Raw genomic sequence first — 21,588 nt, 5'->3', positions numbered from 1 at the left:
CCCCCCTCCGGGCCCCCGCCCGCCCCCCCCCCCCCCCCCCCCCCCCCCCGGGCCCCCCCCCCCCCCCGCCCCCCCCGCGGGCGCCCCCCCCCCCCCCCCCCCCCCCCCCCCTCTTCGCGTTGCGTGCCGGATGTCGTGTCAGTGTGTCAGCCGAGGGCGAGGCTTCGCATGACCAGGCCCGTGGCCGGCTTCGGGCCGAACGACGTCGACTTGCGGGGCATCGTGACGCCCTGCCGGGCCAGGTCCCGGACGACCTCCTCGCGTACGGGATGCATCAGGACCGCCGTGCCGCCGAGGCGTTCCGCCTGTTCGACCGCTGCCGCGGTGTCGTGGATGTAGCCGATGTACTCGGGCGCGTCGGGGATCCGCCACACCTCGTCGAGCAGCGCGGAGTGCAGGACCGTCGCGTCCAGGGTGCGCCAGGCGTCGGGGCGGTCCGACCGGACGGTGCGGGCCAGCAGGGCCGGGTCGGGGCGGTCCACCAGGTGGAAGCCTCCGTCGCCGGCGAGGAGGAACGCGTTGCCGGCGACCGCCGCTTCGGCCAGGGCGTCGAGCGCTCGGGGGAGCGGCCCTTCGACCTGCTGGACGCGGAAGTGGCCGGTGAGCGCCTCCAGGGCCCGGGAGACCGGCAGGCCGCGCAGGAGGCGGTGGATGGCGCGGACCTGGAGCGGGTGGCGGGCCGTGTCGACGAGGAGGACCAGGCCGTAGTCCCAGGGGCCCCGAGTGGTCTGTTCCTGCTGGAGCCGGAGGTAGGTGGCCCAGCGGTGGTGGCCGTCCGCGATGAGCGCTTGACGGTGGGCGAGGTCTGTCCCGATCTCGCGCCGTTCCGATGCGTCCGTCACCGCCCACAGCCGGTGCCGGAAGCCGTCCTCCGTCGTCGTGGCGAGCAGCGGCTCCCGCAGGACCGTGCGGTCGATCACCGCGGCCGCCCCCGTCGGCGTACCCTCGTCGCCGCGGTAGGTCAGCAGCAGCGGCTCCAGATGCGCACCCGTCGTACGCATCAACTCCGCGCGGTCCGCGACGACGTCGTCCATGACGTCCTCGTGGGGCAGCACGATGCCCTCGGCGGCGGGGGAGAGGGCCAGGGCGCCGATCACGCCCCGCTGGGCGATCTCGTCGTTGCGCTGCTCGTAGACGTACAGCACCGGGTCCGGGTCCGGGGCGAGTACTCCCTCGGCCAGCCAGCGGTCCAGTGTGGCGGCCGCCTGCCGGTGGCGGTCCCGGGCCGTGTCGGCCTGGGGGAGGATGAGGCGCACGATGTTGTGCGGATCCGCGGACTCCAGGTGGTGCAGCCCGTCCGGCCGGACGACCACGTCGTACGGGGGCGAGGTCACGGCCGCAAGGCTGCCGACCCGCTCGGGGACGTAACGCAGTCCGCGGAACGGGATCAGCCGCAGCCCCTGGTCGACGGGACCTGAAGTGTTCATCAGGGCATCGTATGTGTGCAGGGGGCATACGCGATGATCGGGGCAGATGCAGAGCAAAGAGGAGCGAGTCATATGAGCCACCAGCAGGACAGGGTCCGGCCGGCGGGGAGCAGCACGGCGCTGAGCGAGGCGTACGACACGGCTCTCCTCGATCTGGACGGGGTCGTGTACGCGGGCGGGGAGGCCATCGTCCACGCCGTCGAGTCGCTGGCCGCCGCCCGGGCCGGGGGCATGCACCTCGCGTACGTCACCAACAACGCCCTGCGGACGCCCGACGCGGTGGCGGAGCATCTGACGGAGCTGGGTGTGCCCGCCGAACCCTCCGATGTGATCACCTCCGCCCAGGCCGTCGCGCGGTTGGTGGCCGACCAACTGCCGCCCGGGGCGCGGGTGCTGGCCATCGGCGGCGAGGGGCTGCGGGTCGCGCTGCGCGAGCGCGGGCTTGAGCCGGTGGAGTCGGCGGACGACGACCCGGCCGCCGTGGTCCAGGGGTACGGCGGGCCGGACATGGCGTGGGGGCGGTTCGCCGAGGCGAGTTTCGCCATTCGACGCGGGCTGCCGTGGTTCGCGTCCAACACCGACCTGACCATCCCGAGCGCCCGGGGCATCGCCCCCGGCAACGGGGCCGCGGTCGAGGTCGTCCGGATCGCCACCGGGGCCGAGCCGCAGGTGGCGGGGAAGCCGCTGCCGCCGATGCACCGCGAGACCGTGCTGAGGACCGGGGCGAAGCGGCCGATCGTCGTCGGCGACCGGCTGGACACGGACATCGAGGGGGCGTTCAACGGGGGCGTGGACTCGCTGCTCGTGCTGACCGGGGTGACCGACGCGGCCCAGCTCCTCGCCGCCCCGCCGGAGCACCGGCCGACCTATGTGGACCGGGACCTGCGGGGGCTGCTCACCGGGCAGCCCGAGGTGACGTCGGCCGGGGACGCGTACCGGTGTGGGGGCTGGACGGCTGCTGTGCGCGCGGACGCGTTGGTCCTGGAAGGGGAAGGCGATCCGCTCGACGGGCTGCGGGCGCTCTGCGCGGCCGCCTGGGCCTTCGCCGGTCCGGGCGTGTGCGGGCTGGAGAGCGGGAAGGCTGTCGCCGGGCTCGGGCTCTGAACGGATGCCCGGCACCGCCGTCCGATGCCCCCTGCCCATGAGGGTGTTGGGGGCGTGGGGCGGTGGCCGGGACCGTGGCACAAAGAGGAAGATAGGTTAACCTAACTTGGTGCTGCTCGGTGGTCTGCCCGTGCCCCGCGCCGTGCCGCTCCACCTCACCGACTCCGGGAGTACGACCATGCAGCGCCTCACCGCAGAATCGGTGACCCTCGGCTACGACCAGCGGGTCATCACCGAGAACCTCTCGGTCGAGATCCCCGACAACTCCTTCACGGTGATCGTCGGGCCCAACGCCTGCGGAAAGTCGACCCTGCTGCGGGCACTGGCCCGGATGCTGAAGCCGAGCCGGGGCCAGGTGCTGCTGGACGGGCAGACCATCCACCAGCTGCCGGCGAAGAAGGTCGCCCGGACGCTGGGGCTGCTGCCGCAGTCCTCCATAGCCCCCGACGGGATCACCGTCGCCGACCTCGTCGCCCGCGGCCGCTACCCCCACCAGGGTTTGCTGCGGCAGTGGTCGCCGGAGGACGAGCGGGTGGTGAACGAGTCCATGGAGTCCACCGGGGTGGCCGAGCTGGCCGACCGCTATGTCGACGAGCTGTCCGGCGGTCAGCGCCAGCGGGTCTGGATCGCCATGGCGCTGGCCCAGCAGACGCCGCTGCTGCTGCTCGACGAGCCGACGACGTACCTCGACATCCAGCACCAGATCGACGTCCTCGACCTGTGCGCGGAGCTGCACGAGACGCAGGGGCGCACGCTGGTCGCCGTGCTCCACGACCTGAACCATGCCGCGCGGTACGCCACGCATCTCATCGCGATGCGGGACGGGGCGATCGTCGCGGAGGGGGCGCCCTCCGACGTCGTCGACGCGGAGCTGGTGGAGCGGGTGTTCGGGATGCGGTGCCAGGTGATCGACGATCCGGAGACGGGGACGCCGCTCGTCGTGCCTGCGGCACGTAAGGCTCGGAAGGTTGCTGCCTGAGGGCTCGGTGCGTCCGGTGCCGGGGTGCGCCCCGGTGGGCGCTTTGTCCTCAATCGCCGGACGGGCTTGATTTTGGTTGCCGTACGTCCTTGATGTGCGGGCGGACGGGCTTGGTTTCTACAGCAACGATCTCAGCTTCAGCAGGTCCCTGAAGCCTGCCTCCAGGCGTACGCGGCCCGATGCCCACGCCTTCGCGAAGTTCAGGTCGCCGTCCACCAGGGCCACCAGGTCGTCGCTCGTCATCGCGAGCCTGATCTCGGCCTTCTCCCTGGGCGGTCCCTCGACCGTGTCTGCCACCCGGATCCGGCCATCGGCCAGCCGGCCGGTGAACGTGATGTCGAGGTCCTTGATGTGACAGCTCAGCGAGCGGTCGAGGGCAGCGGTGCTGCGCACGTCGCCCTCGGCGGCTGCGAGGTTGTCGGAAAGTCTGTCGAGTGCGCTGCGGCACTCCGCCATGGTCGCCATCGTGCTCGACGGTACACCGGCCTGCCGATGTAGCGTTTCGGCATGAGCGACTGGACGCCGGAGGCGGGGACACCGCCCGTGAGCACGCCCGAAGAGCCGGCGACCGCCGTGCCGGCGACCGCCGTGCCGGAGACCGGCGATCCGGCCGCCGGGGCGGTCTCTTTCGATCCCGCCGGGCCCGCGCCCCTCGGGGTCGTACGTACCCCCACCGGGCACGCCGCTGTGGACGGCCGGCTGGAGCGTCTGGCCGACGTCGACCACCTCCCGGCGGACGGGCACATCGAGGTGTACGAGGATGTACACCGTGGGCTGCGGTCCGAGCTGACCTTGCTGGACGCCCGTCCGGCCGCCGCACCCGGTCCCGTACCCACGCCTTCGCACCGCACGCAGGACACGCAGGACACGCACCGCACGCAGGACACGCGTCCCGACACGCGTCACGACAACAGGAGCTGAACCGAACGTGGCAGGAGTGGCACGTCGCCGCCTCGACGCCGAGCTGGTACGCCGCAAGCTCGCCCGCTCGCGCGAGCACGCGAGCCAGCTGATCGCCGCGGGGCGCGTCACCGTAGGCCGCACCACCGCGACCAAACCCGCCACCCAGGTCGAGACGGCCGCCGCGATCGTCGTCACCCAGGACGACGACGACCCGGACTACGTCTCGCGCGGCGGTCACAAGCTGGCCGGGGCGCTCGCCGCCTTCGTCCCGCTGGGGCTGACGGTGGAGGGGCGGCGGGCGCTGGACGCCGGGGCCTCCACCGGCGGGTTCACCGATGTTCTGCTGCGGGCCGGGGCCCGGCAGGTCGTCGCCGTGGACGTCGGTTACGGGCAGCTCGCCTGGTCGTTGCAGTCCGATGAACGGGTCGTCGTCAAGGACCGTACCAACGTGCGGGAGTTGACCTTGGAGGCCATCGACGGGGAGGCGGTCGACCTGGTGGTGGGTGACCTGTCCTTCATTCCGCTGGGCCTCGTGCTGCCCGCCCTCGCCCGCTGCGCCGCGCCCGACGCGGACCTGGTCCTCATGGTCAAGCCGCAGTTCGAGGTGGGCAAGGAGCGGCTCGGCAGCGGCGGAGTGGTGCGGAGCCCGGAGCTGCGCGCCGAAGCGGTACGGGAGGTGGCGCGGCGGGCCTGGGCGCTCGGGCTCGGTGTGCGCGCCGTGACGGCCAGTCCGCTGCCCGGGCCTTCGGGCAACGTCGAGTACTTTCTGTGGCTGCGGGCCGGCGCACCTGAGCTGGATCCCGCGGATGTCGACCGTGCAGTGGCGGAGGGGCCCCGTTGACGACGAATGTGACGACCGAGACGGCACGAACTGTCTTCCTGCTGGCGCACACCGGCCGCCCGGCCGCGATCCGCAGCGCGGAGCTCGTCGTGCAGGGGCTGCTGCGCAACGGGCTCGGCGTACGCGTCTCGGCCGCCGAGGCGGCCGATCTGCCGCTGCCGGACGCCGTGGAGACCGTCACCGACACCAGCCCCTCCGCCGTCGACGGCTGCGAGCTGCTGATCGTCCTCGGCGGTGACGGCACCCTGCTGCGCGGCGCGGAGTTCTCCCGCGCCTCCGGGGTACCGATGCTCGGCGTCAACCTCGGACGCGTCGGCTTCCTCGCCGAGGCCGAGCGCGACGACCTCGACAAGGTGGTCTCCCGGGTCGTCACCCGCGACTACGAGGTCGAGGAGCGCATGACGATCGACGTCCTCGTGCACAGCAACGGCGACGTCGTGCACACCGACTGGGCGCTCAACGAGGCGGCCGTGCAGAAGGTGTCGCCCGAGCGGATGCTCGAAGTCGTCCTGGAGATCGACGGGCGTCCCGTCACCGGGTTCGGCTGCGACGGGATCGTCTGCGCGACCCCGACCGGTTCGACGGCGTACGCCTTCTCGGCGGGCGGGCCCGTCGTCTGGCCCGAGGTCGAGGCGCTGCTGATGGTCCCGATCAGCGCCCACGCCCTGTTCGCCAAGCCGCTGGTGACCTCGCCCACGTCCGTGCTCGCCGTCGAGGTCCAGCCGCACACCCCGCACGGGGTGCTGTGGTGCGACGGCAGGCGGACCGTGGAGCTGCCCGCCGGCGCCCGGGTCGAGGTGCGGCGCGGGGCGGTGCCCGTACGGCTGGCGCGGCTGCACCAGGCCTCGTTCACCGACCGGCTGGTGGCGAAGTTCGCGCTGCCGGTTTCGGGGTGGCGGGGCCTGCCGCACTGACGGTCACAGGGAGCGCTCGTGGCCCCCGTAACCTTCAGGAATCCTCGGGAGAGTGAATCCGGGAGCGGGGGCCGTCGCGCGTCCGCCTCCGAACCTCGTAAGGTCATGTCCGTGTTGGAGGAGATGCGGATACGGTCGCTCGGAGTCATCGACGACGCGGTGGTGGAGCTGTCACCCGGTTTCACCGCGGTGACGGGTGAGACCGGCGCGGGCAAGACCATGGTCGTCACGAGCCTCGGGCTGCTGCTCGGCGGACGCGCTGACCCCGCTCTCGTACGGGTCGGGGCCAAGGCCGCGGTCGTCGAGGGCCGGATCACCGTGTCCGAGGGCGACGCGGCGGCGCTGCGGGCCGAGGAGGCCGGGGCGGAACTCGACGACGGTGCGCTGCTCATCAGCCGTACCGTTTCGGCCGAAGGGCGCTCACGGGCCCACCTCGGCGGCAGATCCGTGCCGGTGGGGGTCCTGACCGAGCTGGCGGACGAACTCGTCGCCGTGCACGGCCAGACCGACCAGCAGGGCCTGCTCAAGCCCGCCCGGCAGCGGGGTGCCCTGGACCGGTACGCCGGGGACGGGGTGGAGGTCCCGCACGCGAAGTACGCGGCGGCCTACCGGCGGCTGCGCGCCGTCGCGGCCGAGCTGGAGGAGCTGACCACCCGGGCCCGGGAGCGGGCCCAGGAGGCGGATCTGCTGCGCTTCGGGCTGAACGAGGTCGCCGCCGTCGAGCCGTTGCCGGGGGAGGACGTCGAGCTGGCCGCCGAGGCGGAGCGGCTCGGGCACGCCGAGGCCCTCGCCTCCGCCGCCGCCCTCGCGCACACCGCGCTGGCGGGCAACCCGGAGGACCCGGAGAGCGTCGACGCCACGACCGTCGTAGCCGCCGCCGGGCAGGCCCTGGACGGGGTCCGGGCCCACGATCCCGCGCTGGCCGCGCTGGCGGACCGGGTGGGGGAGATCTCCATCCTGCTCGCCGACGTCTCCGGCGAGCTGGCCGGGTACGCCGATCAGCTCGACGCCGATCCGCTGCGGCTGGCCGCCGTGGAGGAGCGCCGGGCGGCCCTCACCACCCTGACCCGTAAGTACGGCGAGAACATCGCGGCCGTGCTGGCCTGGGCCCAGGAGGGCGCCGGCCGGCTCACCGAGCTCGAGGGCGACGACGAGCGGATCGGCGAGCTGACCGCCGAGCGCGACGGGTTGCGGGCCGAACTCTCCGTGCTGGGGCAGGCCTTGACCGATGCCCGTACGGAGGCCGCCGCCCGGTTCGCCGATGCGGTGACCGAGGAGCTGGCCTCGCTCGCCATGCCGCACGCCCGGGTCTCCTTCGCCATCCGGCAGACCGAGGCGGCGGACGAGGCGTCCGGCATCGACATCGGCGGGCGGAGCGTCGTCTACGGCCCTTCGGGCGCCGACGAGGTGGAGCTGCTGCTCGCCCCGCACCCCGGGGCCCAGCCCCGGCCGATCGCCAAGGGCGCGTCGGGCGGTGAGCTGTCCCGGGTGATGCTCGCGGTCGAGGTCGTCTTCGCGGGCTCCGACCCCGTGCCGACGTATCTCTTCGACGAGGTCGACGCGGGCGTCGGCGGCAAGGCGGCGGTCGAGGTCGGCCGCCGGCTCGCCAAGCTCGCCAGGTCCGCGCAGGTGGTCGTCGTGACCCACCTGCCGCAGGTCGCGGCCTTCGCCGACCGGCAGTTGCTGGTCGAGAAGACCGTGGACGGTTCGGTGACCCGAAGCGGCGTCACCGTCCTGGAGGGCGAGGACCGGGTCCGGGAGCTGTCCCGGATGCTGGCGGGCCAGGAGGACTCCGAGACGGCCCGCGCCCACGCCGAGGAGCTGTTGGCCACGGCCCGCGCCGACGGGTGAGGTCCGGGGCGCGGTGCCGTCCGGCGAGGCGCCCCCGGTGCGGTCGTGCGGGCGCGGGCGGGGATTCCTCCGCACGTGTCCGCCGCCCCGGATCCCGTGCCCGCCTCCCCCGGATGACGGCAACCTGCTGCCCCATCATTCACCCTTGAGGGTGCGGCGGTGTGGTCGGTTGTCGCCGTGGGTGCTGCAGCAACGTTACGGCGGTGCCGGAACGTGCGTACGGGCTGGCATCCTTGGCCCTGTCCATGTTCCGCCGACTCCGGAGCCCCGGGGAGCCAATCAACGTGTCACAGCTGCGTACGGTCCAAGTCCTGGGCGGCGGCAGTGCGGGCAGCAGCGCGCACGTCGGTTCGCTGGCCGCCGGGCTGGTGGCGCGGGGGGTGCAGGTCACCGTCTGCGCCCCGTCCGCGGTGGACCGCGCCTACGACTTCACGGCGACCGGGGCCCGTTTCCTGCCGGTGCCCCGGCGCAGCGACCCGGCCGCCGTCGCCGCTTTGCGGGCCGCCTGCGCGGGCGCGGACGTCGTTCACGCCCATGGACTTCACGCGGCGGCCCGGACCGCCCTCGCGCTGAGCGGACGCGCCGTGCCGCTGGTGATGACCTGGCACACGCGGCGGTACGCGGAGGGGGCCCGCCGCCAGATCCTGCACCTGCTGGAGAGGCGTGCCGCAAGGGCGGCTGCCGTCGTCCTCGCCCCTTCCTCCGACCTGGTGGACCGGGCCCGCGAGCGGGGCGCCCGCGACGCCCGGCTCGCTCCCGTCGCCGCCCCGGGCCCGGTCCCGGGTCCGGCCGGCGCCGCCGACGAGGGCAAGGTGCGGGCGGAACTGGGAGCGGTGGACCGGCCGTTGCTGATGGCCGTCGGCAGCCTCGTACCGCATCACGGCTTCGACACCCTGCTGGACGCCGCCCGCATCTGGCGGCGGCTGGACCCCGTGCCGCTGCTCGTCGTCGCGGGGGAGGGGCGCGACCGGGGCGCGCTGCAACGGCGGATCAGGGACGAGGAGTTGCCCGTGAGCCTCATCGGACGCCGGGACGGTGTGGGGGAGTTGCTCGCCGCCGCTGATCTGGCCCTGCTGCCGAGCCGCTGGGAGGGGCGCTCCCTGCTGGCGCAGGAGGCCCTGCGGGCCGGGGTGCCGCTCGTCGCCACCGCGGTCGGCGGTGTGCCCGAACTGGTCGGCGCGGCCGCCGAGCTGGTGCCGTACGGCAACGCCGAAGCCCTCGCCCGTACGGTCGTGCGGCTGCTCGGGGATCCGGCGGCCCTGGCCCGGCTCGCCGAGGCCGGGCGGGTGCAGGCGGCGGGCTGGCCCACCGAGGACGACACGATCGCCCATGTGCTCAGCGTCTACGACGAGTTGGCGCAGCCGCTGGCGACGGGACGGGCGCGCTGAGCCTTCGTGCCCCCGCCCGCCGGGTCAGGTCGTGTGGCGGCGGGCCCGTAGCGCCAGGCTCAGCGCCAGCACCGTCTGCGGGTCGTCCAGGTCCGTGCCCAGCAGCTCGCCGATCCGGGCCAGCCGGTTGTAAAGGGTCTGGCGGTTGAGGTGCAGCTCGCGGGCGGTCTCCGCCTTGCGGCCGGCGTGCGCCAGATACGCCTGGAGCGTCGGCAGCAACGGCGGGCGCGAGGTGCGGTCGTGTTCGCGCAGCGGGCCGATCGCCCGGTTCACGAACGCCGCCAGGTCCGGATGGTCCCGCAGCCGCCACAGCAGCAGGTCGATGTCGAGTCGCCGGGCGTCGTACCAGGGCCGGCCATCCAGGCCCTGCGCGGCCGTCGCCGTCTCCGACGCGTGCCGCACCCCCGCGCCCGCCGCCGCCCAGCCGCCCGCGACGCCGACCACGACCACCGGGTGCTGCGATCCGGCCCGGTCGAGACCGGCCCGCTCCACACCCGCCCGCAGCGCCGCCGCCACCCGGTCCGCGACCGCCGTGCGCTCGCCCTCCGACCGCAGCCCCAGCAACAGCGGAACCCGCCCCTCCACCGGCCGTACGCCGAGCAGCACCGGCACGCCGACCGAGGCCAGCTCCTCCAGCACCGCGCGGGCCAGCAGCGCCCAGTTGCCCGACGGGGACAGCTCGGGGGCCAGTCGCATCACCACCGGCAGGAGCGGGGTGTCGCCGGGGCGGAAGCCGAGCACCCGGGCCTGGGCGGGTGCGTCCTCCGGGGCGATCCGGCCCTCCGCCAGGTCGGTCAGGAAGTCGCCCCGGCCCCGGGCGGCCAGCTCCTCCTCCTGCCGGGCCTGCATCAGCACGACCGCCAGGAGGCCCGCCGCACGCTCCGCCGCCATCCGGTGCACGGTCGCCAGCGGCCCGGCCACCGCGAGCAGCACCAGCCGCGCCCGTACCGAACCGGTCTCGGGCCCGCCGCCGGGGACGTCCACGAGGAGCGCACCGGTCGGCGGGGACTCCCGGGCCGCCCGGTCCCCGCGCATGCCCTCCCAGACCTGGAGCGGGTCCGCGCCCACCGGTCCTGTGCCGGTGGACGCCGCGTACAGGAGCTGGCCGTCGGGGGTCTCCAGGAAGACCGGGTTGGCGGTGAAGTCGGCAAGGATCCCGAGGACCTGCGGCACCCCGCCCCCGTCGAGCAGCGCCCGGGTGGCGCGCCGGTGCACCTCCTCCGCCTGCTGGAGCAGCGCGTAGTGCCCGTTGACGATCTCGGTGTGCACCTCCTCGGTCACCGCGACGAACGGCACCTCGCGGTGCAGCTGGACCAGCGGAAGACCGGCCGTGCGGGCGGCGTCCACGATGGAGGCGGGCAGCCGGCCGAAGCGCGGGCCCAGCTCCACCACCAGGGCCGCGATGCCCCGGTCGGCGAGACGGCGGACGAACGCGCGCTGTTCGGCGGGGCGCGTGCCCAGGCCCAGGCCGGTCGTCAGGAGCAGCTCGCCGCCCTTGAGGAGCGAGGCGATGTTCGGGACCTCGCCCGCGTGCACCCAGCGCACCGTACGGTTCAGCCGGTCGGCGCCGGCCACCACCTCCGGGAGCCCGGCGCGCAGCCCCGGCAGCTCCAGCGCCCGCTGCACGGTGATTCCGCTGTGGCTCTCCACGTACCGGCCCGCTTTCCCCTTGTTCCACGCCCGTACCCCGGGCGGTCGTCCTGTTCAGGACGCTACCGCCCGGGGCCCGGGGTGCGCATGGCAGGGGACGCCCGGATGCGGTGGTCGGGCCGGGGCAGGCTGTCCTCCGGGCGTGCTCCGGCTGTGCCCGGGCCGCCCCGCCAGGCGTCCACCAGCTCATCGGCATGGCCCCGTTCCAGGGGATCAGCATCGGGATCGACCGCAAGGCCCCGGTCGCCCACCGACTGTCACCGCCCGGTCAGCAGCCCCGCCAGCGTGCCCCCGCTGCGCCGCAGCTCGTCGATCTGCGCGTCCATCGCCGCCAGCTCCCCGTCCAGGATCTCCCGCAGCTCCGCACACCAGTCGAACTCCGGCTGCTCGCCCCCGGCGCAGGGCAGTACCGTGCGGATCACCTCCGTGGACAGGCCGGCCCGCAGCAGCGTGCGGATCTTCGCCACGGTGAGGACCGCGTCCTCGTCGTAGGAGCGATAGCCGTTCGTCCCGCGCCGGGCCTCCAGCAGACCCTGCGCCTCGTAGTACCGCAACGACCGCGCGCTGACGCCCGTGCGCCGGGACAACTCCCCGATCAGCATGCCTGCCCCGCCCCTCCGCTTGACCTTGTCACCGGTGTCAAGCCTTAACGTCCGGACCATGAACGAAGTTTCCCCGCACATCACGCACCTGAACGGCCGCCCGGCGGCCTCCGACGACCTCGTGCCGCTCGCCTTCGCGGGCCACGCCCACTTCACGGCGACACAGATCCGCGACGGCCGGGCCCGCGGCCTCGACCTCCACCTGGAGCGGCTGCGGTCCGCCTCGGTCGAGCTGTTCGGCCGGGCCCTGCCCGATGACCTGGTCCGCTCCCACCTGCGTACCGCACTCCGGGACGGACCGGCCGACCTCTCGCTGACGGCCACGGTCCTCTCCACGGCCGGCGAGTTCACCGCGGCCGAGGGCGACCTGGCACTCCTCGTGCGGACCGGGCCGCCGTCCACCGGCCCCGGCGGCCCGCTGGCACTCGCCGCGGTCGAGCACGAGCGGTACCTGCCGCACGTCAAGCACGTCGGCGAGGTCGCCAAGACCCACCTCCTGCGGCAGGCCGTCGCGGACGGCTTCGACGACGCCGCCTTCCTGGACCGCGCGGGCCGCTTCAGCGAGGCGACCATCTGGAACCTGGCCTTCTGGGACGGCGAGGCGGTGGTGTGGCCCGAGGCCCACGTCCTGACCGGCACCATGATGGGCGTCGTCCGCCGGCAGCTGGACCGGCTCGGAGTGAAGCAGCGGACCGCGGCGATCACCCCCGACGACCTGCCCGCCCTCGCCGGCGCGGTCGTCATGAACTCCTGGAACCCGGGCATCCCCGTCCACCGCATCGGCTCCACCGAACTGCCCGCAGCGCCCCCGTTCCTCCAGGTGCTCCACCGGGCGCACGAGGCGGAACCGCTCACCGCGCCATGAGCCCCCTCACCGCGCCATGAGCTCCCGCGCGGCCGTGCCCCGCTCAGCGCCGCCGGCGCAGGTCCAGCATCTGGAACACCTTGTCGTAGCGGCGCTCGCCAACGGCTACGAAGTCGGGCAGGCGGCCGTACTCGCTGAAGCCGAGCGACCGGTAGAGGCTCAGCGCGCCGGTGTTGTCGCCGCGGGCGTCCAGGGTGAGGACCTCGACGCCCGCCTCCTCGGCGTCGGCGATCAGAGCCGCGGTCAGCACATGGCCCACGCCGCGGCCCTGGACGGCGGAGTCCACCGCGAGCTTCTCCAGATCGGCGTGCGGACGGTGCGTCGGCCGGGCGTAGCGGCGCCAGTAGCCGAGTCCGACCAGGCGACGGCCGAGGTACGCGGCGCGCAGGGAGGCGTCCGAGGCCCGCGCCTCGGAGGCGACGCGGGCGAGGAGTCCGGCCACCTCGTCCTGCGAAGGCGGTTCGACCCAGCCCAGCGCGGCGCCCCCGGCGACCAGATCCGCCAGGATCCGCCGGGCCGACGCCGCGAACGCGGCCGCCCGCCCCGGATCGGCGGCCAGCTGCCGGGCGTCGAGGACGACGAGGTCGGCGGTCGCGTCGCCGGCGGTCGCACCGCTGGTCGGGGCCGGGTCCATGAGCGGCACCCTACCGGCCGGCCCCGAACGCGACCGGACCCCGCACCCCTGTCCGGTGGACGGGATGCGGGGTCCGTGACTCCGCGCCGGCTCAGCCCACGTACGCGCCGCTCGCCGTCAGCCGCAGGGCCGTGTCGATCAGCGGGACGTGGCTGAACGCCTGCGGGAAGTTGCCCACCTGGCGCTGCAGGTTGGAGTCCCACTCCTCGGCCAGCAGGCCGAGGTCGTTGCGGAGCGCCAGCAGCTTCTCGAACAGCTGGCGCGCCTCGTCGACCCGGCCGATCATCGCGAGGTCGTCCGCCATCCAGAACGAGCAGGCCAGGAACGCGCCCTCGTCGCCCGCCAGACCGTCGACGCCCGCGTCCTCGCCCTCGGTCGGATAGCGCAGGATGAAGCCGTCCTCCGTGGACAGCTCCCGCTGGATCGCCTCGATCGTGCCGATGACCCGCTTGTCGTCCGGCGGCAGGAAGCCCATCTGCGGAATGAGCAGCAGGGAGGCGTCCAGCTCCTTCGACCCGTAGGACTGGGTGAAGGTGTTGCGCTCCTTGTCGTAGCCGCGCTCCAGGACGTCCCGGTGGATGTCGTCGCGGAGCTCGTACCACCGTTCCAGCGGGCCTTCGACGTCACCGGACTCGACCAGCTTGATCGTCCGGTCGACCGCGACCCACGCCATCACCTTCGAGTGCACGAAGTGGCGGCGCGGCCCGCGCACCTCCCAGATGCCCTCGTCGGGCTCCTCCCAGTGCTTCTCCAGATACTCGATCAGCTTGAGCTGGAGGCCCATGGCGTAGTCGTTGCGGGTCAGACCCGTCATGTGCGCCAGGTGCAGGGCCTCGGTGACCTCGCCGTAGACGTCGAGCTGGAGCTGGTTGGCCGCGCCGTTGCCCACGCGGACCGGGCCGGAGTTCTCGTAGCCGGGCAGCCAGTCCAGCTCCGCCTCACCGAGCTCGCGCTCGCCGGCGATGCCGTACATGATCTGGAGGTTCTCCGGGTCGCCCGCCACCGCCCGCAGCAGCCACTCACGCCACGCCCGGGCCTCTTCCCGGTAGCCGGTGCGCAGCAGGGAGGAGAGGGTGATCGCGGCGTCGCGCAGCCAGGTGTAGCGGTAGTCCCAGTTCCGTACGCCTCCGATCTCCTCGGGCAGCGAGGTGGTCGGGGCCGCGACGATGCCGCCGGTGGGCGCGTACGTGAGGGCCTTGAGCGTGATCAGGGAGCGGACGACCGCCTCCCGGTAGGGCCCGTGGTACGTGCACTGCTCGACCCATTCGCGCCAGAAGCTCTCCGTCGCCTCCAGCGAGTTCTCCGGTTCGGGGAGGGCGGGCGGCTCGTGGTGCGAGGGCTGCCAGCTGATCGTGAAGGCCACCCGGTCGCCGGGGCCCACCGTGAAGTCGGAGTACGTGGTCAGATTCTGGCCGTACGTTTCCGCTTCGGTGTCCAGCCAGACCGAGTCGGGCCCGGCGACCGCGACCGTACGGTTGTCGACCTTGTGCACCCACGGCGTCACCCGCCCGTAACTGAAACGCATCCGCAGCTCCGAGCGCATCGGCACCCGGCCGCTGACGCCCTCCACGATCCGGATGAGCTGCGGCGCGCCGTCACGCGGGGGCATGAAATCGGTCACCCGTACGGTGCCGCGCGGCGTGTCCCACTCCGATTCCAGGATGAGGGAGTCACCGCGATAACGCCGCCGGTCGGCGAAGGCTGGTTCTGTTCCTTCCGCTCTCGCGGGGCCCAGGCGCCAGAAGCCGTGCTCCTCGGTGCCCAGCAGCCCCGCGAAGACGGCGTGCGAGTCGAAGCGAGGGAGGCACAGCCAGTCCGCTGTGCCGTCCCGGCAGACCAGGGCTGCGGTCTGCATGTCTCCGATGAGTGCGTAATCCTCGATGCGCCCGGCCACGTGCGTCTCCAGTCGAACGGCCATGTCGCCCCGTCAAAGGGGCGCTTACTGCGGGTCAAGGGGGTCGTAGGGTCTTTCACCCGGGAAGATCCGACGAGTTCCTGTACCGGTGGGCGGCCTGGGTGGTGCCGCCGCCCGGCCGTCTCGGCAGCGAGTGTTTGAGCAGGATACGACGCACCACGAAGATCCGCGCGATGGTGCCCGCAAGATCTCTGAGCTGATCGGGTGGGACGTGAAATGCCTGAGGTGAAGGTGTGACGTCTCTGTGCAGGGTGTGGCCGGAAGCAGCCTCCCGCCGTCGCTGTTACCCTGGTAGCCCGTGGACGGTGGTCGTCTCTGACAGCGGACGAGGCCCCCGAACCGCAGCGACGGCACCCCCGGAATCCCCGGTTCGGCTGCCGTTCGCACCTCAGAACCGCGACCACGGGAGCCCCCTTTGGCTATGCAGCCCACATCCACGACGACCAAGCACATCTTCGTCACCGGGGGTGTCGCCTCCTCCCTCGGCAAGGGTCTGACTGCCTCCAGCCTGGGTGCCCTGCTCAAGGCACGGGGCCTGCGGGTCACCATGCAGAAGCTCGACCCCTACCTCAACGTCGACCCCGGCACGATGAACCCGTTCCAGCACGGTGAGGTGTTCGTCACCAACGACGGCGCCGAGACCGACCTGGACATCGGCCACTACGAGCGCTTCCTCGACGTCGACCTCGACGGCTCCGCCAACGTGACGACCGGCCAGGTCTACTCCCAGGTCATCGCCAAGGAGCGGCGCGGCGAGTACCTGGGCGACACCGTCCAGGTCATCCCGCACATCACCAACGAGATCAAGCACCGCATCCGCCGCATGGCCACCGACGACGTGGACGTCGTCATCACCGAGGTCGGCGGCACCGTCGGCGACATCGAGTCGCTGCCGTTCCTGGAGACCGTCCGCCAGGTCCGCCACGAGGTCGGCCGGGACAACGTCTTCGTCGTGCACATCTCGCTGCTGCCCTACATCGGCCCCTCCGGCGAGCTGAAGACCAAGCCCACCCAGCACTCGGTCGCCGCCCTGCGCAACATCGGCATCCAGCCCGACGCGATCGTGCTGCGCGCCGACCGCGAGGTCCCCACCGCCATCAAGCGCAAGATCTCGCTGATGTGCGACGTCGACGAGGCCGCCGTGGTCGCCGCCATCGACGCCAAGTCGATCTACGACATCCCCAAGGTGCTGCACACCGAGGGCCTGGACGCCTACGTCGTGCGCAAGCTCGACCTGCCGTTCCGCGACGTCGACTGGACCACCTGGGACGACCTGCTGGACCGGGTCCACAACCCCGACCACGAGGTCACCGTCGCCCTGGTCGGCAAGTACATCGACCTGCCCGACGCCTACCTCTCGGTCACCGAGGCGATCCGCGCCGGCGGCTTCGCCAACAAGGCCCGGGTCAAGGTCAAGTGGGTCACCTCCGACGACTGCCGCACCGCCGCCGGAGCGGCCGAGCACCTCGGTGACGTGGACGCGATCTGCATCCCGGGCGGCTTCGGCGAGCGCGGTGTCGACGGCAAGGTCGGCGCGATCCGCTACGCCCGCGAGAACAAGGTCCCGCTGCTGGGCCTCTGCCTCGGCCTCCAGTGCATCGTGATCGAGGCGGCCCGCTCGCTGGCCGAGATCCCCGACGCCAACTCCACCGAGTTCGACGCCGCCACCTCCCACCCGGTCATCTCGACCATGGAGGAGCAGCTCGCCTACGTCGAGGGCGCCGGCGACCTCGGCGGCACCATGCGGCTCGGCCTCTACCCGGCCAAGCTCGCCGAGGGCTCCCTGGTGCGCGAGGCGTACGCGGGCGAGCCGTATGTCGAGGAGCGCCACCGCCACCGCTACGAGGTCAACAACGCCTACCGCGGTGAGCTGGAGAAGAAGGCCGGACTGGTCTTCTCCGGCACCTCCCCGGACAACAAGCTCGTCGAGTACGTCGAGTACCCGCGCGAGGTGCACCCCTACCTGGTCGCCACCCAGGCGCACCCGGAGCTGCGCTCGCGCCCGACCCGCCCGCACCCGCTCTTCGCGGGTCTGGTGAAGGCCGCCGTCGCGCGCCAGGTCGCCGCCGCCGAGGGCACGGACGCGTAACACCGAGGCATTACGGTTGACCGGGGTACGGATCCGCAACGGATCGGTGCCCCGGTTTCCTTTTGGTTCGTGGGAGGACGTAGGCACATGGGTATCCAGGACACGCCCGAGGAGTGGCAGGTCACCGCGACGGTGACGCCCTTCACCGGCAACAAGACCAGCGTCCGCACCGACCAGGTGGTGATGCCCGACGGCTCCGTCCACGGCCGTGACTACCAGGTCCACCCGGGCTCCGTCGCCGTCCTCGCGATCGACGACGAGGACCGGGTCCTCGTGCTGCGCCAGTACCGCCACCCGGTACGCCACCGGCTCTGGGAGATCCCGGCCGGACTGCTCGACATCCCCGGCGAGAACCCCCTGCACGCCGCCCAGCGCGAGCTGTACGAGGAGGCGCACGTCAAGGCCGAGGACTGGCGGGTGCTGACCGACGTCTACACCACGCCCGGCGGCTGCGACGAGGCCGTACGCATCTTCCTGGCCCGCGATCTCTCCGAGGCGGAGGGCGAGCGGTACGCGGTCGCGGAGGAGGAGGCCGACATGGAGCAGGCCCGGGTGCCGCTGGACGAGCTGGTCCGCTCGGTCATCGCCGGGGACCTGCACAACAACTGCCTGGTCGTCGGGGTGCTCGCGCTCACCGCCGTCCGTGCGGGCGACGGTCTCGACTCGCTGCGTCCCGCCGAAGCGCCCTGGCCGGCCCGGCCGTTCGAGGCCTGACAGCCCGTTTGGTGCCCACCCCGCCCCTGATCAGTCATACGAGATGCTGATCCGATCGGGGGATGTTCCCCTGTCCTCCGCCTCGCTCGGCCGTGATCGTCCCCACAGCTGAACTACGCTCGAAACGCACCCGACCGGAGTTCCGGCGGGCACCGCGTGCAGCGAAGTGGAGCGTGGCTCGTGACCGATCAGGCGGTGGACACCAGCGGCCCGGCCAAGGCCCCGGGGGCCGAGGAGTCGTCCGGCGCCGCCCCGCCCCGATTCTTCGGCCGCGAACGGGAGTTGAAGGACCTGCGGGCGGACATCGAGCGCGCCGGCCTGGACACCCTGGCCGGCCGCAAGGCCCCCCGCGCCCGGGTCCTGCTCATCGCCGGCCGCCCCGGCTCCGGCCGCAGCGCGCTCGCCGAGGAGCTGGCCGGGGCGCTCACCGGAACCGACGCCGCCGGGGCCGCCGCGCGGGCCACGGGCGCCCTGCCCTGGGCCGTCGCCGGTACGGGCTCCGGCGACTACCCGGACGGGGTGCTCCGGGTCGGCCTCACCGACCCCGGCGGCGAGAGCGTCCCCACCGAACGCACCGCCGGCGAGATCCTCGGCCTCCTCGGGCTGCCGGTCCCGCCCGGCGCCGACCAGGACGAGCTGTCCGAGATGGTCCGCGAGGCCCTCGCGGTGCGCCGGCTCGTCCTGGTCCTCGACGACGCGGCCGACGCCGAACAGGTCGACCCGCTGCTCCCGGAGAACCCGGACTGCCTCGTCCTCGCCACCGCGACCGGACCGCTCACCGGCATCCCCGACGTACGGCCCTGCACGCTGGGCGGACTGGAGGCGGGCGCGGCGGTACGGCTGCTCGCCCGTGCCATCGGACAGGTCCGCGTCACCGTCGACCCCCGCACCGCGGAGCGGCTGGCCGAGGAGTGCGGGGGGCAGCCCGCCGCACTCGCGCTGATGGGCGGCCTGCTCGCCGCCCACCCCATGGCCTCGGTCGCGGACGTGGCGGGGCAACTGCACGAGCTGCCCGACTCCGGCGAGCAGCAGCCCACCGGGGCCCGCCCGCTGGCCCGCGCGTTCCGGCTCGTCCACGACTCCCTGCCGCAGGCCGCCGCCCGGATACTGCGCCTGCTGGCCCTCGCCCCCGCCGGACTCGCCGACTCCCACACGGCCTCCGCGCTGGCCGGCTGCTCGGTCTCCGCCGCCCGCTCCACCCTCGACGACTTCGTGAAGCTCGGGCTGCTGAGGACGGACGGCGCGGCCCATCCCCAGTACGCGGTGCCCGGCTGCCTCGCCCCGCTGCTGCGGGACCTCCTGGAGGACCGGGACCGCCCGGCCGAGATCCAGCTCGCCCGCGCCCGGATGCTGGAGCGGACCGTGCGCCGGCTCCAGGCCTGCCGCGCGATCACCGAGCCGGAGGGGTCCACCGCCCGCGGCAGGCTCGCCGGACTGCCCCGCTCGCTGCGCTTCCCGAACGCCGAGGAGGCGGGCGCCTGGCTGCGGGTCCGCCAGCCCGCCCTGCTGGCCTCGGCCCGCCTCGCCGTGGCCGACGGCGAGCTGGACACCCTGGCGCGACGCCTGGTCGCGGCCCTGGTCCGGGCCCTGGCCGCGCACCGGGGGACGGAGGAGGCCGCCCCCGAGCTGTACGGGCTGCACGGCCTCGTCCTGGACGTGGCGATCCGCCGCGAGCTGCCCCGCGAACAGGCGGCCGCCCTGCTGAACCTCGCCGACCTGGACGCCCGCACCGGCCGCACCCGGGAGGCGCTGACCCGCTACCGGGCCGCGCTGGACGCCGGAAAGGCCGCGAAGGACCTGTACGCCACCGGCCGCGCGATGGAATCCGTCGGCGGCGCGTACGAGGAGCTGGGGGACTACCACCGGGCCGCCGACTGGTACGGCCGGGCGCTCTCCCAGCGCCTGACCCAGGGGGAGCGGGTGGACGAGGCCCGGCTGTACGGGCGGCTCGCGGCGGTCCACACGTACGCCGGTCGCTACGGCGAGGCGCTGCGGAACTGGCGCGCCGCCGCCGCGGGCCACCGCAGGCTCGGTGACGTACCGGCCCAGGCGCGGGGGGGGCGCGAGAGCGCCCGGGTCCAGGAGTACGCGGGCCGGCCGCACGACTCGCTGCAGACCTGCCGGGAGGCGGTCGAGCTGGCCCGGCGCGCCGGTGACGTGCGGCTTCAGGCCGCGCTGGAGCTGCGGCTGGCGGACACGCTGGACCGGCTCGGGGATCCCGCGGCGGCCCGGCTGCACCGGACCGCAGCCGACAGATTGCTGGGCGAGGAGGCCTCAGCCTACGAAATCCGTAGTGCTTCGACAGAAAGTTAATGCTTTGTAAGGCTAGACAGCGCGAAGTCCTTCATTAGACTGGCTCTGCCGCGTTCCTCCGTGGCGTCTCCATTTATGCTGTATATGTCCGGGTGTGCACCGTTGTGCCCGGATGAACCCTCCGAGCCAAGGACCGTGATCGACGTGAACGTCGGCATCCCCCGCGAAGTCAAGAACAACGAGTTCCGGGTGGCGATCACCCCCGCCGGAGTGCATGAGCTCGTCCGCCACGGCCACCAGGTCGTCATCGAGCACGACGCCGGCGTCGGCTCGTCCATCCCGGACGCGGAGTACGTCGCCGCCGGTGCGCAGATCCTGGCCACCGCCGACGAGGTCTGGGCCGCCGCCGACCTGCTGCTGAAGGTCAAGGAGCCGGTCGCCGAGGAGTACCACCGCCTCCGCAAGGACCAGACGCTCTTCACCTACCTGCACCTCGCCGCCTCCCGCGAGTGCACCGACGCGCTGCTGGCCTCCGGCACCACCGCCATCGCCTACGAGACGGTCGAGACCGCGAACCGCGCGCTCCCGCTGCTCGCCCCGATGTCCGAGGTCGCGGGCCGCCTCGCCCCGCAGGTCGGCGCGTACCACCTGATGCGCTCGGTCGGCGGCCGCGGCGTGCTGCCCGGCGGCGTCCCCGGCACCCACGCGGGCAAGGCCGTCGTCATCGGCGGCGGCGTCTCCGGCTGGAACGCCACCCAGATCGCCGTGGGTCTCGGCTTCCACGTCACGCTGCTCGACCGCGACATCAACAAGCTCCGCGAGGCCGACAAGATCTTCGGCACCAAGGTGCAGACCGTCGTCTCCAACGCCTTCGAGCTGGAGAAGGCCGTCGTCGAGGCCGACCTCGTCGTCGGCGCGGTCCTGATCCCCGGAGCCAAGGCCCCGAAGCTGGTCACCAACGAGCTCGTCGCCAAGATGAAGCCCGGAAGTGTACTTGTCGACATTGCAATCGATCAGGGTGGCTGCTTCGAGGACTCGCGTCCGACGACCCACGCCGAGCCGACCTTCCAGGTCCACGACTCGGTCTTCTACTGCGTCGCCAACATGCCCGGCGCGGTCCCGAACACCTCCACCTACGCGCTCACCAACGCGACGCTTCCCTACATCGTGGAGCTCGCCAACCGCGGCTGGGCGGACGCCCTGCGCCGCGACGCCGCGCTGGCCAAGGGCCTCAACACCCATGAGGGCCAGGTGGTTTACCGCGAGGTGGCCGAGGCGCACGGTCTCCCGCACGTCGAGCTGAGCACGCTCCTCGGCTGACGGGTCAACCGACTTCGTCAACATCGGGACTCCGGGCCGCCCCTTGCGCGCCACGGGCGGGCCGGCGGGGTTAGGGGCCCCGGGGGGCCAATGCCCAAAAGGGCCCCACCGGACCCCTTTACCCGGTTGTGGCGGCGGG

General features: G+C 73.2%; 18 protein-coding genes. 12 read left to right on the top strand and 6 right to left on the bottom strand.

The window, feature by feature from the left end; all coding sequences use genetic code 11:
* Positions 1–146: 146 nt before the first annotated feature.
* Positions 147–1,427, bottom strand: a complete 1,281-nt coding sequence (locus JS521_RS18775) for a DUF1015 family protein (RefSeq protein ID WP_205084127.1) — start codon at positions 1,425–1,427, stop codon at positions 147–149.
* A gap of 72 nt (positions 1,428–1,499) precedes the next feature.
* Here JS521_RS18775 and JS521_RS18770 point away from each other — a divergent pair, with 72 nt between their 5' ends.
* On the top strand, positions 1,500–2,531 hold the full coding sequence (locus JS521_RS18770) for an HAD-IIA family hydrolase (RefSeq protein ID WP_205084126.1): 1,032 nt from the start codon (positions 1,500–1,502) through the stop codon (positions 2,529–2,531).
* 178 nt (positions 2,532–2,709) lie between these two features.
* The gene (locus JS521_RS18765; protein ID WP_205084135.1) at positions 2,710–3,510 is read left to right on the top strand and encodes an ABC transporter ATP-binding protein; all 801 of its coding nucleotides are present in this window, start codon (positions 2,710–2,712) and stop codon (positions 3,508–3,510) included.
* Between the two features lie 117 nt (positions 3,511–3,627).
* On the opposite strand, the gene JS521_RS18760 is transcribed toward JS521_RS18765, so the two are convergent.
* Complete coding sequence (locus JS521_RS18760) at positions 3,628–3,975, bottom strand: SCP2 sterol-binding domain-containing protein (protein ID WP_205084125.1); 348 nt, start codon at positions 3,973–3,975, stop codon at positions 3,628–3,630.
* Positions 3,976–4,017: 42 nt separating this feature from the next.
* On the opposite strand from JS521_RS18760, the gene JS521_RS18755 reads away from it, so the two are divergent.
* The 5 genes from JS521_RS18755 to JS521_RS18735 all read left to right on the top strand — a co-directional run bounded on the left by JS521_RS18755 (position 4,018) and on the right by JS521_RS18735 (position 9,407).
* Entirely contained in the window at positions 4,018–4,431 is a 414-nt protein-coding gene (locus tag JS521_RS18755; protein ID WP_205084124.1) for a hypothetical protein, read from the top strand.
* Positions 4,432–4,438: 7 nt separating this feature from the next.
* Positions 4,439–5,254 carry a TlyA family RNA methyltransferase gene (locus tag JS521_RS18750; protein ID WP_205084123.1) on the top strand — a complete coding sequence of 272 codons (816 nt, stop codon included), beginning with the start codon at positions 4,439–4,441 and terminating at the stop codon, positions 5,252–5,254.
* 8 nt (positions 5,255–5,262) lie between these two features.
* Positions 5,263–6,168, top strand: coding sequence for an NAD kinase (locus JS521_RS18745; protein WP_205084134.1), 906 nt, complete (start codon positions 5,263–5,265; stop codon positions 6,166–6,168).
* A gap of 105 nt (positions 6,169–6,273) precedes the next feature.
* Positions 6,274–8,019 (top strand): DNA repair protein RecN, encoded by a 1,746-nt coding sequence (gene recN / locus JS521_RS18740; RefSeq protein ID WP_205084122.1) that lies wholly within the window; start codon positions 6,274–6,276, stop codon positions 8,017–8,019.
* Between the two features lie 284 nt (positions 8,020–8,303).
* On the top strand, positions 8,304–9,407 hold the full coding sequence (locus tag JS521_RS18735; RefSeq protein WP_205084121.1) for a glycosyltransferase family 4 protein: 1,104 nt from the start codon (positions 8,304–8,306) through the stop codon (positions 9,405–9,407).
* Between the two features lie 24 nt (positions 9,408–9,431).
* On the opposite strand, the gene JS521_RS18730 is transcribed toward JS521_RS18735, so the two are convergent.
* The gene (locus JS521_RS18730) at positions 9,432–11,057 is read right to left on the bottom strand and encodes a PucR family transcriptional regulator (protein ID WP_205084120.1); all 1,626 of its coding nucleotides are present in this window, start codon (positions 11,055–11,057) and stop codon (positions 9,432–9,434) included.
* Between the two features lie 257 nt (positions 11,058–11,314).
* Positions 11,315–11,659: a MerR family transcriptional regulator gene (locus JS521_RS18725; protein ID WP_205084133.1), complete on the bottom strand. Its 345-nt coding sequence runs from the start codon at positions 11,657–11,659 to the stop codon at positions 11,315–11,317.
* 58 nt (positions 11,660–11,717) lie between these two features.
* On the opposite strand from JS521_RS18725, the gene JS521_RS18720 reads away from it, so the two are divergent.
* Positions 11,718–12,524 (top strand): aminotransferase class IV family protein, encoded by an 807-nt coding sequence (locus tag JS521_RS18720; RefSeq protein ID WP_205084119.1) that lies wholly within the window; start codon positions 11,718–11,720, stop codon positions 12,522–12,524.
* Positions 12,525–12,567: 43 nt separating this feature from the next.
* Here the strand turns inward: JS521_RS18720 and JS521_RS18715 are convergent, their stop codons facing one another.
* Together JS521_RS18715 and JS521_RS18710 are read right to left on the bottom strand one after the other, a co-directional pair.
* Entirely contained in the window at positions 12,568–13,158 is a 591-nt protein-coding gene (locus JS521_RS18715) for a GNAT family N-acetyltransferase (RefSeq protein WP_205084118.1), read from the bottom strand.
* Positions 13,159–13,249: 91 nt separating this feature from the next.
* Positions 13,250–15,052, bottom strand: coding sequence for a glycoside hydrolase family 15 protein (locus JS521_RS18710; RefSeq protein ID WP_205084132.1), 1,803 nt, complete (start codon positions 15,050–15,052; stop codon positions 13,250–13,252).
* Between the two features lie 442 nt (positions 15,053–15,494).
* Between JS521_RS18710 and pyrG the strand changes: the two genes are divergently transcribed.
* The 4 genes from pyrG to ald all read left to right on the top strand — a co-directional run bounded on the left by pyrG (position 15,495) and on the right by ald (position 21,449).
* Positions 15,495–17,162: a CTP synthase gene (gene pyrG, locus JS521_RS18705; RefSeq protein ID WP_205084117.1), complete on the top strand. Its 1,668-nt coding sequence runs from the start codon at positions 15,495–15,497 to the stop codon at positions 17,160–17,162.
* Positions 17,163–17,249: 87 nt separating this feature from the next.
* A complete protein-coding gene (locus JS521_RS18700; protein WP_205084116.1) occupies positions 17,250–17,876 on the top strand; it encodes an NUDIX domain-containing protein in 627 nt (208 codons plus the stop codon).
* A 180-nt stretch (positions 17,877–18,056) separates the two neighbouring features.
* Positions 18,057–20,189: an ATP-binding protein gene (locus tag JS521_RS18695; RefSeq protein ID WP_205084115.1), complete on the top strand. Its 2,133-nt coding sequence runs from the start codon at positions 18,057–18,059 to the stop codon at positions 20,187–20,189.
* A gap of 144 nt (positions 20,190–20,333) precedes the next feature.
* A complete protein-coding gene (ald, locus tag JS521_RS18690) occupies positions 20,334–21,449 on the top strand; it encodes an alanine dehydrogenase (RefSeq protein WP_205084131.1) in 1,116 nt (371 codons plus the stop codon).
* Positions 21,450–21,588 lie beyond the last annotated feature (139 nt).

This window comes from Streptomyces durocortorensis (genome assembly GCF_016901035.1).
Classification (GTDB): Bacteria; Actinomycetota; Actinomycetes; order Streptomycetales; family Streptomycetaceae; genus Streptomyces; species Streptomyces durocortorensis.
The sequence above is the reverse complement of the archived record's forward strand: the minus strand, read 5'-3'. Positions and strand labels throughout refer to the sequence as shown.